The 14,747-nt window shown below is 55.9% G+C and carries 26 protein-coding genes; 4 read left to right on the top strand and 22 right to left on the bottom strand.

Annotated features, from left to right (window positions below):
* Positions 1-93 precede the first annotated feature (93 nt).
* The 4 genes from uvrA (at position 94) to SLIT_RS03980 (ending at position 4,328) form a co-directional block, all read left to right on the top strand.
* Positions 94-2,913 carry an excinuclease ABC subunit UvrA gene (gene uvrA / locus SLIT_RS03995; protein ID WP_013028935.1) on the top strand — a complete coding sequence of 940 codons (2,820 nt, stop codon included), beginning with the start codon at positions 94-96 and terminating at the stop codon, positions 2,911-2,913.
* A 2-nt stretch (positions 2,914-2,915) separates the two neighbouring features.
* Entirely contained in the window at positions 2,916-3,434 is a 519-nt protein-coding gene (locus tag SLIT_RS03990; RefSeq protein ID WP_013028934.1) for a CAP domain-containing protein, read from the top strand.
* A gap of 151 nt (positions 3,435-3,585) precedes the next feature.
* Positions 3,586-3,921 carry a hypothetical protein gene (locus tag SLIT_RS03985; RefSeq protein ID WP_013028933.1) on the top strand — a complete coding sequence of 112 codons (336 nt, stop codon included), beginning with the start codon at positions 3,586-3,588 and terminating at the stop codon, positions 3,919-3,921.
* Positions 3,918-4,328 (top strand): hypothetical protein, encoded by a 411-nt coding sequence (locus SLIT_RS03980; protein WP_013028932.1) that lies wholly within the window; start codon positions 3,918-3,920, stop codon positions 4,326-4,328. Before SLIT_RS03985 ends, SLIT_RS03980 begins: the two co-directional genes overlap by 4 nt.
* 70 nt (positions 4,329-4,398) lie before the next feature.
* On the opposite strand, the gene rplQ is transcribed toward SLIT_RS03980, so the two are convergent.
* The 22 genes from rplQ to rpsC form a co-directional block, all read right to left on the bottom strand.
* The gene (rplQ, locus tag SLIT_RS03975; RefSeq protein ID WP_013028931.1) at positions 4,399-4,788 is read right to left on the bottom strand and encodes a 50S ribosomal protein L17; all 390 of its coding nucleotides are present in this window, start codon (positions 4,786-4,788) and stop codon (positions 4,399-4,401) included.
* 41 nt (positions 4,789-4,829) lie between these two features.
* Complete coding sequence (locus tag SLIT_RS03970) at positions 4,830-5,801, bottom strand: DNA-directed RNA polymerase subunit alpha (RefSeq protein ID WP_013028930.1); 972 nt, start codon at positions 5,799-5,801, stop codon at positions 4,830-4,832.
* A gap of 17 nt (positions 5,802-5,818) precedes the next feature.
* Complete coding sequence (rpsD, locus tag SLIT_RS03965; RefSeq protein WP_013028929.1) at positions 5,819-6,448, bottom strand: 30S ribosomal protein S4; 630 nt, start codon at positions 6,446-6,448, stop codon at positions 5,819-5,821.
* Between the two features lie 12 nt (positions 6,449-6,460).
* Positions 6,461-6,850 carry a 30S ribosomal protein S11 gene (gene rpsK / locus SLIT_RS03960; RefSeq protein WP_013028928.1) on the bottom strand — a complete coding sequence of 130 codons (390 nt, stop codon included), beginning with the start codon at positions 6,848-6,850 and terminating at the stop codon, positions 6,461-6,463.
* Between the two features lie 20 nt (positions 6,851-6,870).
* On the bottom strand, positions 6,871-7,236 hold the full coding sequence (rpsM, locus tag SLIT_RS03955) for a 30S ribosomal protein S13 (RefSeq protein WP_013028927.1): 366 nt from the start codon (positions 7,234-7,236) through the stop codon (positions 6,871-6,873).
* Positions 7,237-7,296: 60 nt separating this feature from the next.
* On the bottom strand, positions 7,297-7,413 hold the full coding sequence (gene rpmJ / locus SLIT_RS03950) for a 50S ribosomal protein L36 (RefSeq protein WP_013028926.1): 117 nt from the start codon (positions 7,411-7,413) through the stop codon (positions 7,297-7,299).
* A gap of 24 nt (positions 7,414-7,437) precedes the next feature.
* A complete protein-coding gene (infA, locus tag SLIT_RS03945) occupies positions 7,438-7,656 on the bottom strand; it encodes a translation initiation factor IF-1 (RefSeq protein ID WP_013028925.1) in 219 nt (72 codons plus the stop codon).
* On the bottom strand, positions 7,657-8,964 hold the full coding sequence (gene secY, locus SLIT_RS03940) for a preprotein translocase subunit SecY (RefSeq protein ID WP_013028924.1): 1,308 nt from the start codon (positions 8,962-8,964) through the stop codon (positions 7,657-7,659).
* Positions 8,965-8,973: 9 nt separating this feature from the next.
* Positions 8,974-9,408, bottom strand: coding sequence for a 50S ribosomal protein L15 (gene rplO, locus SLIT_RS03935; RefSeq protein WP_013028923.1), 435 nt, complete (start codon positions 9,406-9,408; stop codon positions 8,974-8,976).
* On the bottom strand, positions 9,409-9,609 hold the full coding sequence (gene rpmD, locus SLIT_RS03930) for a 50S ribosomal protein L30 (protein WP_013028922.1): 201 nt from the start codon (positions 9,607-9,609) through the stop codon (positions 9,409-9,411).
* Positions 9,610-9,612: 3 nt separating this feature from the next.
* Positions 9,613-10,137, bottom strand: coding sequence for a 30S ribosomal protein S5 (gene rpsE / locus SLIT_RS03925; protein ID WP_013028921.1), 525 nt, complete (start codon positions 10,135-10,137; stop codon positions 9,613-9,615).
* 13 nt (positions 10,138-10,150) lie between these two features.
* On the bottom strand, positions 10,151-10,507 hold the full coding sequence (gene rplR, locus SLIT_RS03920; RefSeq protein WP_013028920.1) for a 50S ribosomal protein L18: 357 nt from the start codon (positions 10,505-10,507) through the stop codon (positions 10,151-10,153).
* Between the two features lie 11 nt (positions 10,508-10,518).
* The gene (gene rplF / locus SLIT_RS03915; protein WP_013028919.1) at positions 10,519-11,052 is read right to left on the bottom strand and encodes a 50S ribosomal protein L6; all 534 of its coding nucleotides are present in this window, start codon (positions 11,050-11,052) and stop codon (positions 10,519-10,521) included.
* Positions 11,053-11,061: 9 nt separating this feature from the next.
* On the bottom strand, positions 11,062-11,457 hold the full coding sequence (rpsH, locus tag SLIT_RS03910) for a 30S ribosomal protein S8 (RefSeq protein ID WP_013028918.1): 396 nt from the start codon (positions 11,455-11,457) through the stop codon (positions 11,062-11,064).
* Positions 11,458-11,467: 10 nt separating this feature from the next.
* Positions 11,468-11,773 (bottom strand): 30S ribosomal protein S14, encoded by a 306-nt coding sequence (gene rpsN, locus SLIT_RS03905; protein WP_013028917.1) that lies wholly within the window; start codon positions 11,771-11,773, stop codon positions 11,468-11,470.
* A 7-nt stretch (positions 11,774-11,780) separates the two neighbouring features.
* Positions 11,781-12,320, bottom strand: coding sequence for a 50S ribosomal protein L5 (gene rplE / locus SLIT_RS03900; RefSeq protein ID WP_013028916.1), 540 nt, complete (start codon positions 12,318-12,320; stop codon positions 11,781-11,783).
* Positions 12,321-12,331: 11 nt separating this feature from the next.
* Positions 12,332-12,646: a 50S ribosomal protein L24 gene (rplX, locus tag SLIT_RS03895; RefSeq protein WP_013028915.1), complete on the bottom strand. Its 315-nt coding sequence runs from the start codon at positions 12,644-12,646 to the stop codon at positions 12,332-12,334.
* Between the two features lie 20 nt (positions 12,647-12,666).
* Complete coding sequence (gene rplN, locus SLIT_RS03890) at positions 12,667-13,035, bottom strand: 50S ribosomal protein L14 (RefSeq protein WP_013028914.1); 369 nt, start codon at positions 13,033-13,035, stop codon at positions 12,667-12,669.
* Between the two features lie 135 nt (positions 13,036-13,170).
* On the bottom strand, positions 13,171-13,434 hold the full coding sequence (rpsQ, locus tag SLIT_RS03885) for a 30S ribosomal protein S17 (RefSeq protein ID WP_013028913.1): 264 nt from the start codon (positions 13,432-13,434) through the stop codon (positions 13,171-13,173).
* Complete coding sequence (rpmC, locus tag SLIT_RS03880) at positions 13,431-13,625, bottom strand: 50S ribosomal protein L29 (protein WP_013028912.1); 195 nt, start codon at positions 13,623-13,625, stop codon at positions 13,431-13,433. The genes rpsQ and rpmC overlap by 4 nt, the downstream gene beginning before the upstream one ends.
* Positions 13,626-13,627: 2 nt before the next feature.
* Positions 13,628-14,044, bottom strand: a complete 417-nt coding sequence (gene rplP, locus SLIT_RS03875) for a 50S ribosomal protein L16 (RefSeq protein ID WP_013028911.1) — start codon at positions 14,042-14,044, stop codon at positions 13,628-13,630.
* Positions 14,028-14,744, bottom strand: a complete 717-nt coding sequence (gene rpsC, locus SLIT_RS03870) for a 30S ribosomal protein S3 (RefSeq protein ID WP_013028910.1) — start codon at positions 14,742-14,744, stop codon at positions 14,028-14,030. Before rpsC ends, rplP begins: the two co-directional genes overlap by 17 nt.
* Positions 14,745-14,747 lie beyond the last annotated feature (3 nt).

Below are 14,747 nucleotides of genomic sequence, written 5' to 3'. Positions count from 1 at the left end.
GCTCAAGGGTGATTTGCCTCTACTAACTCCGGGTTGGGGAAGCAGTCGTTTTCGCGTATATTGTCCAGTCGCTTTTCAACCCAGCAACCTGGCATGGAACAAATCAAAATACGTGGTGCGCGCACCCACAATCTGAAGAACATCAATCTCGACCTGCCGCGCAATCGGCTGGTGGTGATCACCGGGTTGTCCGGTTCGGGCAAGTCCTCACTCGCTTTCGATACGCTGTATGCCGAGGGGCAGCGGCGCTATGTGGAGTCGCTCTCTGCCTATGCGCGGCAGTTCCTGCAGTTGATGGAGAAGCCGGATGTCGATCTGATCGAGGGGCTCTCGCCCGCCATCGCCATCGAGCAGAAGGCGACTTCGCACAATCCGCGCTCTACCGTGGGTACGGTCACCGAGATCCACGACTATCTGCGCCTGCTGTTCGCCCGTGCCGGCGATCCGTATTGTCCGCAGCATGATCTGGTATTGCAGGCGCAGTCTGTGGGGCAGATGGTGGATGCGGTGCTGGCGCTGCCGGAAGGCACCAAGGTGATGATCCTCTCGCCGCTGGTGGTGGAGCGCAAAGGCGAGCAGCTGGAACTGTTCGACGAACTGCGTGCACAGGGTTTCGTGCGCCTGCGCGTGAACGGCAAAGTGTGCGAGATGGACAACCTGCCAAAGCTGGAGAAGAACAAGAAGCACACCATCGAGATCGTGGTGGACCGCCTGAAGGTGTCTGCCGATATCAAGCAGCGTCTGGCGGAATCTTTCGAGACCGCATTGCGCCATGCCGACGGTCGTGCGCTGGCGGTGGAGATGGATAGCGGCAAGGAGCACATGTTCTCGGCCAAGTTCGCCTGTCCCATCTGCAATTATTCGCTGCAGGAGCTGGAACCGCGATTGTTCTCGTTCAACAGCCCGATGGGCGCCTGCCCGAAATGCGATGGTTTGGGGGTGATCAATTTCTTCGATCCGCAGCGCATCGTGGCCTTCCCCTCCCTTTCGTTGAGCGGTGGTGCGATCAAGGGCTGGGACAGGCGCAACCAGTTCTATTACCAGATGCTCGACAGTCTGGCGAAACATTACGGCTTCGACCTTGAGCGCCCCTACGAAAGCCTGCCGGAAAAGATCCAGAAGGTGATCCTGTATGGCAGCGGCCGCGAGGAGATCCCGTTCCAGTACCTGAACGAACGCGGCAGAAAGGTGGTACGCGAACACGCCTTCGAGGGCATCGTCAACAATCTGGAGCGGCGCTATAACGAGACCGACTCGCCCACGGTGCGCGAGGAGCTGGCGAAGTATCTGAACGGCTGTGCCTGTCCGGATTGCCATGGCACACGCCTGCGCGAAGAGGCGCGCCATGTGCGCGTAGCCGACCGCACCATCTACGAATTGAGCGCGTTGCCGCTGAAGCAGGCGTTGACTTTTTTCAGCAGCGTGACGCTGCCGGGCAACAAGCAGGCCATCGCCGAGAAGATCGTGCAGGAGATCGCCAGCCGCCTGACCTTCCTCAACAACGTGGGACTGGATTACCTGTCGCTGGAACGCTCTGCCGAGACATTGTCTGGCGGCGAAGCGCAGCGCATCCGCCTGGCATCGCAGATCGGCTCGGGACTGACCGGGGTGATGTATGTGCTGGATGAGCCTTCCATCGGTCTGCACCAGCGCGACAACGACCGCTTGCTGGATACGCTGAAGCGCCTGCGCGACATGGGCAACAGCGTGATCGTGGTGGAACATGACGAGGATGCCATCCGTACTGCCGATTATGTGGTGGACATGGGGCCGGGTGCGGGCGAACATGGCGGCATGGTGGTGGCGCAAGGCACACCGGACGAAGTATGTGCCAACACGCAGTCGCTCACCGGCGATTACCTGGTCGGGCGGCGTAGCATCGCTGCGCCCAAAAAATATCAGAAGCCCGACCCCGAGCGCAGGCTGCAGATCATCGGCGCCTGCGGCAACAACCTGAAGGATGTCACGCTCGACCTGCCGGTCGGCCTGCTCACCAGCATCGCCGGCGTGTCGGGTTCCGGCAAGTCCACGCTGATCAACGACACGCTGTATAACGCGGTGGCGCAGCATCTGTATGGCAGCAACACCGCACCCGCACCTTATGCCGAGATACATGGCCTGGAGTTCTTCGACAAGGTGATCAACGTCGACCAGTCGCCCATCGGTCGCACGCCGCGCTCGAACCCGGCGACATATACCGGGTTGTTCACTCCGATACGCGACCTGTTCTCCGGCGTGCCGATGTCGCGCGAGCGCGGCTACGGGCCCGGGCGTTTCTCATTCAACGTCAAGGGCGGGCGCTGCGAATCATGCCAGGGTGACGGTGTGATCAAGGTCGAGATGCATTTCCTGCCCGACGTGTATGTGCCTTGCGACGTGTGCCACGGCCACCGTTACAACCGCGAGACGCTGGAGGTGCAGTACAAGGGCAAGAACATCCATCAGGTGCTGAACATGACGGTGGAACAGGCGCACGAGTTCTTCGCGCCGGTGCCGATCATTGCGCGCAAGCTGCAGACCTTGCTCGATGTCGGTCTCGGTTACATCACACTGGGACAGAGTGCCACCACGCTCTCCGGCGGCGAAGCACAGCGCGTGAAGCTGTCGCTCGAGCTTTCCAAGCGTGATACCGGGCGCACGCTGTATATCCTCGACGAACCGACCACCGGCCTGCATTTCCACGACATCGACCTGCTGCTGAAGGTCATCCACAAACTGCGCGACCAGGGCAACACGGTGGTGGTCATCGAGCACAACCTGGACGTGATCAAGACCGCAGACTGGGTCATCGACCTTGGGCCGGAAGGCGGCGATGGCGGCGGGCGCATCGTGGCGCAAGGCTCGCCCAGGGACATCGCGGCCAATCCGGACAGTGTGACCGGCCCCTACCTGCAGAAGCTGCTGGATAAATGACGATGCTGCGCTTCCTCTTCGGCTGCTGTTTGCTCACCGCTTTCGCGGCACAGGCGCTCGACTTTGATACACAGGAGATGGTTGCCGCGCACAACCGCTGGCGCAAGACCGTCAAGACACCACCGCTTTCCTATTCCCCTGAGTTGGCCGCGGCATCACAGGAGTGGGCCGACCACCTGAAGCGGCACAATCATTGCCAGATGCAGCACAGCAAGCCGGATGCGAAGTACGGCGAGAATCTGTACTGGGCCAGCGCAGTGCAATGGTCGGATGGCAAGCGCGAGCTGCAACGGGTCACTCCGCGGGAAGTGGTGGATGACTGGGGCAAGGAGCGCGAGGATTATGACTACAAGAGCAACAGTTGTGCGGCAGGCAAGATGTGCGGCCACTATACGCAGGTCGTCTGGCGCACGACAACGACGGTAGGTTGTGCCGCGGCTGTATGCGAGGATACTCTGGAACAGGTCTGGGTTTGCCGCTATCAACCGCCGGGCAATTGGGTCGGGCAAAAACCTTACTGATTTCCAGACACTCAAGTCTGTACGGGCTGTTCTTGCCAGTCTGACTGCAGGTCAGGCCACAAAGCGGCTGCCAAATATTACTTGACACTAATCCTTGGTTACTATTAGATAATGACGCGATTCTTCCAACAACACCACAAGGAGAACGATCATGAATATCAAGATATTAGCCACCATTCTGTTTGCTTTGGTATCCGTGCAGGCATACGCAGTCGAAGGAAAAGTAACCATCAGCTCTCCCGCCAACGGCGCGACAGTCAGCTCCAAAAATCCGATTCCCTTTGTCTACGATGCCGTACTCGGCCCGGATGGCGACCACTTGCATCTTTATGTCGACGGCAACCGGGTTGATGTCTTGCACCTGCTGAAGGGTACTGCCCAGCTTGACGCTCTGCCTGCCGGTAAACACCATATCTGCATGACCGAGAACACCAAGGCGCATGCACCGATCGGTGTGGAATCCTGTGTCGATGTGACTGCACAATGAGTGCTGCACAGAACCTGAGTTATTCTGTCATTCAGGTTGTGCATAACTTCGGTGCGGTTGCCACAGTGGGCGGAACGATCATCGCGACGCGGTTGCGCGATGACGCCATACGACGAAGGCTGGCATATCTGGTACTGACAGGCTGGGTGACGCAGGTTGTTAGTGGCGCAACCTTCGGGATGGTCACTTATTACTATTACCATCGACTCCCGGATATCTCCGGGATCGCCGCTTACGCATTGGGCATCAAGATGGTTTGCGCAACGCTCGGGATATTGCTGCTGGCGCTATACCTCTGGCAAAGCGCGCACTGGAGGGAGGCCGGGAAAGACACTGCCTGGGTTTCGTCTCTTGTGCTTGCCGGCACAGCCATTTCCGCCGCTGCATTCCTGCGCTGGTTCGCCTAGCCTGTCACCCTGAAACAACAAGGCCGGATCTTATCCGGCCTTGTTTATTCTTGCTTGCGTCGTTTGAAACTTATTCGCCTGCTTCTACCGGTTGCGCATCGGCCGGACGATCCAGCAGTTCAACCAGCGCCATCGGGGCATTGTCGCCCTTGCGGAAACCGAATTTCAGGATGCGCGAGTAGCCGCCGTTGCGGGCTGCATAACGCGGTCCGAGCTCGTCGAACAGCTTGGTGACGATATCGCGGTCGCGCAGACGGGCAAACGCCAAACGGCGATTGGCCAGACTTGGATTCTTGCCCAGTGTCAGGATAGGTTCGGCGACGCGGCGCAGTTCCTTGGCCTTTGGCAGAGTGGTCTTGATGACTTCGTGACGCAGCAGCGAAACGGTCATGTTGCGCAACATCGCCAGACGGTGGCTGCTGGTGCGGTTAAGTTTTCTGAGTCCTAAACGGTGACGCATGATTTTCCTCTCTTGCTATCCAGCCTCACGGCTGGAGAAGCTTATTTCTCGGACATTGCGGTCCAGTTTTCCAACTTCATGCCCAGCGACAGGCCATGCTCGGCCAGCACTTGCTTGATCTCGTTGAGCGACTTGCGGCCCAGGTTCGGGGTGCGCAACAGGTCTGCTTCGGTGTTCTGAATCAGATCGCCGATGTAATGGATGCTCTGGGCCTTGAGGCAGTTGGAAGAGCGCGGCGTCAGTTCCAAATCATCGACCGGACGCAACAGCATCGGATCGACCTTCGGAGTCTGTGGCTTCTCGACCGGAGCCGGGGTGCCTTCCAGGGCAGCGAACACGGAGAGCTGATCCATCAGGATGCGTGCTGCATAACGGATCGCTTCTTCGGGATCGATGGCGCTGTTGGTCTCGATGTCCATGATCAGCTTGTCGAGGTCGGTGCGCTGTTCGACACGGGCGCTTTCCACCGCATAGCTGACTCGGGAGATCGGACTGAACGATGCGTCCAGTGCGATATGGCCGACCGGGCGGGTAGCACCGGGCTGCATGCGCGAGATGGCGGAAACGTAACCGCGGCCTTGTTCGACCTTGATCTCCATGTCCAGCTTGCCGCCAGCAGCCAGGTGGGCGATGACATGGTTAGGATTGATGACTTCGGTGTCGGCACCGACTTCGATGTCGGCAGCTGTCACCACGCCCGCCCCGGACTTGCGCAGATGCAGAGTCGCTTCGCGCGAATTATGCAGCTTGAGCACGAGCCCCTTCAGGTTCAGCAGGATCTCGACCACGTCTTCCTGCACGCCGTCGATGGATGAGTATTCGTGCAGCACACCCGCGATCTTGACTTCAGTCACCGCGTAGCCGGGCATGGAGGACAGCAGAACGCGACGCAGGGCGTTGCCCAGCGTGTGTCCATAGCCGCGCTCGAAAGGCTCCATCACCACTCGCGCTTGAGTGGCAGATGAACGCTGAACGTCGATGATGCGAGGTTTCAACAGATTATTGTTAGACATATCCTACTCCGCGTGGATTACTTGGAATACAACTCGACCACGAGATGCTCGTTGATCGTTGCAGGCAATTCGGAACGCTGCGGAACCGCCTTGAAGGTTCCCTTGAACGCCTTGGCGTCTACTTCGAGCCATTCCGGGAAACCGCGCTGCTCTGCAGCCTGCAAGGCTGCTTTCACACGCAATTGGTTCCTGGATTTTTCCGCAACCTCAACCACATCACCCGGACGTACCTGGTAGGACGGGATGTTGACGCGCTTGCCGTTGACCAGGATGGAGTTGTGACGCACCACCTGGCGAGCTTCCGAACGCGATGCACCGAAACCCATGCGGTAGGAAACATTGTCCAGACGCGATTCCAGCATCTGCAACAGGCTTTCACCGGTGATGCCGCGGGATTGTTCTGCGCGCTTGTAAGTCAGACGGAATTGGCCTTCCATCATGCCGTAGATGCGACGCAGCTTCTGCTTTTCACGCAACTGGCCGCCGTATTCCGACTGGCGCTGGTTCTTTTTCTGACCGTGCTGGCCGGGTGCGTAAGCACGACGCTCTACCGAGCACTTGTCGGTAAAACACTTCTCTGCCTTGAGGAACAGCTTCTCGCCTTCGCGGCGGCACTGACGGCACTTTGCATCAAGATTTCTAGCCAAGATCTATGCTCCTTAGATACGACGCTTTTTCGGAGGACGGCAACCGTTGTGCGGTACCGGCGTGATATCCGAAATGCTGGTGATTTTGAAACCTGCGGCGTTCAACGCACGCACTGCGGATTCGCGACCAGGACCCGGGCCCTTGATACGCACTTCCAGGTTCTTGACGCCGCATTCAACAGCGGACTTGCCCACTGTCTCAGCAGCGATCTGCGCTGCGAACGGGGTACTCTTGCGCGAACCCTTGAAACCCTGCGCGCCACTTGTTGACCAGGCCAAGGTATTGCCTTGACGGTCCGTGATGGTCACGATGGTGTTGTTGAAGGAGGCGTGAACGTGCGCGATACCTTCGGCAACGTTCTTCTTAACTTTCTTGCGCACTCTCGTGCTGGGCTTTGCCATGTCTTCGATCCTCTACTAGATTACTTCTTCGCGCCGGCGATGGACTTGCGCGGACCTTTACGGGTGCGTGCATTGGTACGGGTACGCTGACCACGGCACGGCAAACCGCGACGATGGCGCAAGCCGCGATAGCAGCCCAGGTCCATCAGACGCTTGATGTTCATTGATATCTCGCGGCGCAGGTCGCCTTCCACCGTGAACTTGGCGACTTCGTCGCGCAGCTTTTCCATGTCGGAATCGCTGATGTCCTTGACTTTGGTGGAAGTGACGATCCCGGCAGCAGCACATATCTGCTGCGCGCGAGTACGCCCGATGCCATAGATTGCAGTCAATGCGATCTCGGCATGTTGATGATTTGGAATGTTTACACCGGCAATACGAGCCATGCAGCTACCCTATTTATTCAAAAGTCGTAAATTGTACCATCCAGCGGTGATCTGATTCAATCAACCCTGGCGCTGTTTGTGACGCGGATCGCTACTGCAGATCACACGAACCACGCGATTGCGCCGCACGATCTTGCAGTTACGGCACACTTTCTTCACGGATGCTTGCACTTTCATTTGCTTCTCCTTGCTTCTCTCAACTTACTTGGCGCGGAATACGATGCGCGCTTTGCTCAAATCGTAAGGCGACACCTCAACCGTCACCTTGTCTCCCGGCAGTATGCGGATGTAATGCATGCGCATCTTGCCTGATATGTGTCCCAGCACGACAAAACCGTTTTCCAACTTCACCCGAAATGTCGCATTGGGCAGGGACTCCTCAACTTCACCCTGCATCTGGATGACGTCTTCTTTCGCCATTTATCGCGTCAACCCGGCCTTAAAATTGGCCTTCTTCAACAAACTCTCATACTGGTGAGTCATCATGTAAGACTGCACCTGCGCCATAAAATCCATGGTCACCACCACCAAAATCAGCAACGAAGTACCGCCGAAATAGAATGGCACGTTCCATTTCACCACCAAAAACTCCGGCAACAGACATACCAGGGTGATGTAAACCGCTCCGACCAAGGTCAGGCGCAGCATGATCTTCTCAACATACTTCGCGGTTTGCTCACCTGGACGGATACCCGGCAGGAAGGCACCGCTCTTCTTCAAGTTTTCTGCCGTTTCTTTCGGGCTGAACACCAGCGCCGTATAGAAGAAGCAGAAGAACACGATTGCCGCGGCATAGAACAGCACATAGATCGGCTGCCCCGGCGACAACTTCTCGCTCACATCCTTCAACCAGGTCATGCTCTGACCGGATCCGAACCATCCTGCCAATGTCGCAGGGAACAAAATGATACTGGAAGCGAAGATCGGCGGAATGACTCCGGCCATGTTCAGCTTCAGCGGCAGATGGGAACTCTGTCCGCCATACACTTTGTTACCCACCTGGCGCTTGGCGTAGTTCACCAAGATCTTGCGCTGACCGCGTTCCACGAATACGACCAGTCCAGTTACCAGGATCGCGCCGATGAAGAGAGCGAGTACCAGCGGAATCGAGAACGCACCTGTACGCGCCATTTCCAGAGTGTTGCCCAATGCATTGGGCAAACCAGCTGCGATGCCCGCAAAAATGATCAGCGAGATACCGTTACCCAGACCGCGCTCGGTGATCTGCTCTCCCAGCCACATCAAAAACATTGTGCCGGTGACCAGCGTAACGACTGTAGTTATCTGGAACATCGAACCGGGATGCAATACCAAACCTGCCTGCGATTGCAATGCCACAGAAATCCCGAATGCCTGGAACAATGCCAACACCAGCGTGCCGTAACGGGTGTACTGCGTAATCTTACGACGCCCGGCTTCGCCTTCCTTCTTCAGCTGCTCCAACTGCGGCACAGCAATCGCTGCCAGCTGCATGATGATGGATGCCGAAATATACGGCATGATACCCAGCGCAAAGATGGTGAAGCGCGACAGTGCGCCTCCCGAGAACATGTTGAACATGCCCAGTATTCCGCCTGTTTGCCGCTTGAACAGATCCGCCAAAACATTCGGATCGATTCCCGGTACCGGTATATGCGCCCCGATACGATATACGATCAACGCAAGCAGCAGAAACCAGAGACGCTGTCCCAGATCACCATACTTACCTTTGCTGACAACCTTGTTCACAGGCTACCCTTACTCCGCGATGCTGCCGCCAGCAGCTTCCACTGCGGCACGAGCACCTTTGGTCAACAGCAAGCCTTGCAATTTGACTGCGCGCTTGATCTCACCAGCCAACACGACCTTGGCAGTCAAGGCAGTGGCCGGCACGACGCCAGCTTGTTTCAAAGCCAGCAGGTCGATGGTATCAACTGGCAACTTGTCCAGGTCTGACAGGCGCACTTGCGCAGTATCGTTACGAGTCAAGGAAACAAAACCACGCTTTGGCAGACGACGTTGCAGTGGCATCTGACCGCCTTCGAAACCGACTTTGTGAAAGCCGCCCGAACGCGATTTCTGTCCTTTGTGTCCGCGACCAGCAGTCTTTCCCAGACCGGAACCGATGCCGCGACCTACGCGACGCTTGGCATGCTTGGAACCTTCAGCAGGTTTAATTTGATTGAGTTGCATTTACGCCTCGCACTTGACCAGGTAGTACACTTTGTTAATCATGCCGCGAACTGCCGGAGTATCTTCCACTTCGACGGTATGGTGCATGCGACGCAGCCCCAAACCACGCACCGTGGCGCGGTGAGACTCTTTGGTGCCGATGATGCTCTTTACCAGCGTCACCTTCAATTTTTTGGCTTGCGCCGTTTTAGCTTGTGCCATGGCTTACCCCGTGATTTCTTCTACGCTCTTGCCGCGCTTTGCTGCGATCTCGGCAGGTGAGTTCAACGCCTTCAATCCGTTCAAAGTGGCACGAACCACGTTGTATGGATTGCTGGAGCCGATGCATTTAGCCAGCACGTTGCGAACACCAGCCGCTTCAAACACTGCACGCATCGCACCGCCAGCGATAATGCCGGTACCTTCTGATGCCGGCTGCATATAGACCTTGGCAGCGCCGTGACGACCTATCACGGCATGGTGCAAAGTGCCTTCTTTCAGGTTCACTTTAACCAGCTTGCGACGGGATTCTTCCATCGCCTTTTGCACAGCCACCGGCACCTCCTTGGATTTGCCCTTGCCCATGCCGATGCGACCATCGCCATCGCCAACGACAGTCAGTGCAGCGAAGCCCATGATACGGCCACCCTTCACCACCTTGGTCACGCGGTTGACGTGGATCATCTTTTCGATGAGACCGTCGCCCTTGTCTTCCACCTGCTGATTCTTGCCTTGTTTAGCTTGTGCCATGATTCACCCCAGATTAGAACTGCAAGCCATGTTCGCGCGCAGCATCTGCCAGCGCTTTGATGCGACCATGGTACTTGTTGCCAGAACGGTCGAATGCAACGGCAGTAACACCTGCGCTCTTGGCCTTTTCGGCGATACGCTTGCCAACTACCGCTGCTGCAGCTGCATTGCCGCCGTTACCGACGCTCTTGCGCACTTCGGCTTCCAGCGTAGATGCGCTTGCCAGCACCTTGCCACCATCAGCAGAGATAACTTGCGCATAGATATGCAGGTTGGTGCGATGGATCGCCAGACGGACAGTCTTTTGCTCAGCGATTCTTGCACGGGTTTTGCGTGCTCTGCGCTGACGCGCTTCATTCTTGTTCAACATATCAACCTCGATTATTTCTTCTTGGTTTCTTTCAGGATCACCACTTCGTCGGCATAACGCACACCCTTGCCCTTATAGGGCTCAGGCTCACGGTATGCGCGAATCTCGGCGGCGACTTGACCGACTTGCTGCTTGTCCGAACCGGTCAAAACAATCTCGGTCTGGCTTGGCGTTGCAACTTTCACACCTTTTGGCATCTTGTGCACCACGGGATGCGAGAAACCCAGCGTCAGGTTCAGCGCGTCACCAGCAGCTTGCGCACGGTAACCCACCCCAACCAGCGTCAGCTTGCGCTCGAAGCCCTTGCTAACGCCTGCGACCATATTGGACAGCAATGCGCGCAAAGTGCCGGACATCGCATCCGCTTCGGCGCTGTCATTGGTGGCCTTGCACAACAAGGCATCGCCATTACGCTCGACTGCAACATCACCCTTCAACAATTGCGTCAAGGTACCCAACGGGCCCTTCACGGAAATTTTGTCAGTTGCCAATGTCACTTCGACACCGGATGGAACAACAATAGGATTTTTTGCGACTCTAGACATGTCTCCCCCTTATGCGACGATGCACAGCACTTCGCCGCCAATGCCGTTAGCGCGTGCTTTGCGATCCGTCATCAGACCTTTTGAGGTGGAAACGATCGCAATACCCAGATTGTTCATCACGCGCGGGATATCTTCACATCCTTTGTAGACACGCAGACCTGGACGACTAACACGCTGGATTTTTTCAATCACAGGGCGATCAGCGTAATATTTCAGGCCAATTTCCAGCGTAGGTTTGCCGTCATGGTCAACGACCTTGAAGCCCTCAACATAACCCTCATCCAGCAACACCTTGGCGATCGCCGCCTTGATCTTGGAAGAAGGCATTGCCACCGTTTGTTTTTCCGCCATTTGCGCGTTGCGAATACGCGTCAACATGTCGGAGATCGGATCACTCATACTCATAGATTCACCCTTACCAGCTTGCCTTGACTACACCGGGGATTTCGCCGCGCATTGCGTATTCACGCAATTTAGTACGCCCCAAACCGAACTTGCTGAACACGCCACGTGGACGACCGGTCAACGAACAGCGGTTACGCAAACGCACCGGGCTGGAATCGCGCGGCAATGCTTGCAGTTTCTGACGTGCCGCAAAGCGCTCTTCATCGCTTAACGACATATTTGTCACAATCGCCAACAAAGCGGCACGCTTGGCAGCGAATTTCTTCACTGTTTCGCGGCGCTTCTGTTCGCGGTTTATCACAGCGGTCTTAGCCATATCGCCCTCAGTTCTTCAATGGGAATTTGAATGCCAACAGAAGCGCCTTGGCTTCTTCATCGGTCTTTGCAGTGGTCGTGATTGTGATGTTCATGCCACGCAACGCGTCGATCTTGTCGTACTCGATCTCGGGGAAAATAATCTGCTCTTTGACGCCCATGTTGTAGTTACCACGGCCGTCGAAGGACTTTCCAGAGATACCGCGGAAGTCGCGGATACGCGGGATCGCAACAGTCACCAAGCGATCCAGGAATTCATACATGCGCTCGCGGCGCAGAGTCACTTTGCAACCGACCGGATAGTTCTCGCGGATCTTGAAACCGGCGATGGACTTCTTGGACTTGGTCACAACCGGCTTCTGGCCGGCGATCTTTTGCATATCGCCGACGGCATGATCCATAACCTTCTTGTCGGCAACCGCTTCGCCCACACCCATGTTCAGAGTGATCTTCTCGATGCGCGGCACTTCCATGACGGATTTGTAGCCGAACTGCTTCATCAGCTGTTCAGTCACATTCTTTTTGTAGTAGTCGTATAAACGAGCCATGCTCTTACCCCTTACGCAATCACTTCGCCGCTGGATTTGAACACGCGCACTTTGCGACCGTCCTCCAGCTGCTTGACACCCACACGATCCGCCTTCTTGGTGGCCGAGTTGTAGATGGCGATGTTTGAAACATGAATAGGCTTCTCGATCTCTACGATGCCGCCTGTCGTACCCTTCATCGGGTTCGGCTTCTGGTGCTTCTTGACCTTGTTAACCCCGCTTACCAGCACACGATCATTGCCCAGCACGTTCAGCACGCTACCGCGATTACCTTTGTCTTTACCAGCAATAACGATCACATCGTCATTCTTTTTAATCTTGTTCATGATTTATCCTTGACTGTCGCTTACAGCACTTCAGGTGCCAGAGAGACGATCTTCATGAAGCGCTCATTGCGCAATTCACGAGTCACCGGTCCAAATATACGGGTACCGATCGGCTCCAGCTTGTTATTCAGCAACACAGCCGCATTGCCATCGAACTTGATCAAAGATCCATCGGAACGGCGAACACCCTTGGCGGTACGAACCACCACGGCGCTATAAACCTCGCCCTTCTTGACGCGGGAACGAGGAGCCGCATCACGGATACTGACCTTGATGACATCACCAACGCTCGCATAGCGACGCTTGGAACCACCCAACACCTTGATGCACATGACCGAACGTGCGCCAGTATTGTCGGCAACATTCAAAACAGACTGCATTTGTATCATTTTTCAATCTCCAACTTTGTCCGCCTGCGGCGGCTAGTTTTGGAACCCGTTTGGGTTAGGCCGTCGCAAGCGACGGTGAAACGAAGCCGCGCATTCTATTCAAACTTGCATAAATGCGCAAGCCATAATTAATAATTAAATCTCGCCAGCTTTTTCCAACAACTTGGACACACGCCATGACTTGGTCTTGGACAGCGGACGCATCTCTTCGATTGTTACCACATCACCTTGATTGAACTCATTGTTCTCGTCATGTGCGTGATATTTCTTGGATACGCGCACCACCTTGCCCAGCACCGGATGCTTGACTTTGCGTTCAACCAATACGGTAACCGTCTTATCCATCTTGTTGCTGACCACGGTCCCAGTCAAAGCACGTTTCAGATTCGTTGCACTCATTGCTGCACACCCTTCTCGGTCAATACCGTTTTCACACGTGCGATGTTGCGACGCACCTTGGTCAATTGGCTGGTGTTGCTCAATTGCTGGGTCGCCACCTGCATGCGCAGGCCAAATTGCTCCTTATTCAGAGACAACAGCTCTTGCTGCAGATCAGCCACCGATTTTGTCTTCAGTTCGCTTGCCTTCATGATCACGCCCCTACTTGTCTAACTACGAATGTCGTGGCAATGGGCAGCTTTGCAGAAGCAAGCAGAAACGCCTCGCGAGCCAATACTTCATCCACGCCATCCATCTCATACAGCATCTTGCCAGGCTGTATCTCGGCAACATAGTATTCCGGACTGCCCTTGCCGTTACCCATACGAACCTCGGCCGGCTTCTTCGAAATTGGTTTGTCCGGGAAAATGCGGATCCAGATACGTCCACCGCGCTTGATGTGGCGCGTCATGGCACGACGTGCCGCCTCGATCTGGCGAGCAGTCAGACGACCACGACCTACGGCCTTGAGGCCGAATTCGCCGAAACTGACCTTGTTGCCACGCGTAGCGACGCCGGTGTTGCGGCCCTTCTGCTCCTTGCGGTACTTTCTTCTAGCTGGCTGTAGCATGCTTAGCTCCCGACTTTCTTACTTTCTTTTCCGGCTCGGCAACGACAGGAGCAGCAGCTTCCTGTTGTCCGGCCACATGATCGCCCTTATAGACCCACACCTTGACACCAATCAGACCATAGGTCGTCAGCGCTTCGGAAGTGCCGTAGTCAATATCAGCACGCAGCGTATGCAATGGCACACGACCTTCGCGATACCACTCGGTACGCGCGATCTCGATTCCATTCAAACGCCCCGAGCTCATGATCTTGATGCCTTGTGCACCAAGACGCATTGCGTTCTGCATTGCACGCTTCATGGCGCGACGGAACATGATGCGCTTCTCGAGTTGCTGGGTGATCGAATCGGCGATCAGTTGCGCGTCTACTTCAGGCTTGCGCACTTCTTCGATGTTCAAACCAACATCAGGCAACCCCATGCGCTTCTTCAGTTCATTGCGCAGGGATTCGATGTCTTCGCCCTTCTTGCCGATGACCACGCCAGGACGCGCTGTGTAAATGGTGATCTTGGCATTCTTGGCAGGACGCTCGATAACGATCTTGGAAACGCCAGCACCAGCCAGCTTCTTCTTCAGGTAGTCGCGAACTTCGATATCTTTAAGCAGCAACTCGGAAAAGTGCTTGCTGTTTGAATACCACTTCGAAGTCCAGTTTTTCTGGACACTCAGGCGGAATCCAATTGGATGAATTTTCTGGCCCATGCT

The organism is Sideroxydans lithotrophicus ES-1 (assembly GCF_000025705.1).
GTDB lineage: Bacteria > Pseudomonadota > Gammaproteobacteria > Burkholderiales > Gallionellaceae > Sideroxyarcus > Sideroxyarcus lithotrophicus.
This window is presented reverse-complemented; position numbering and strand designations above follow the sequence as displayed.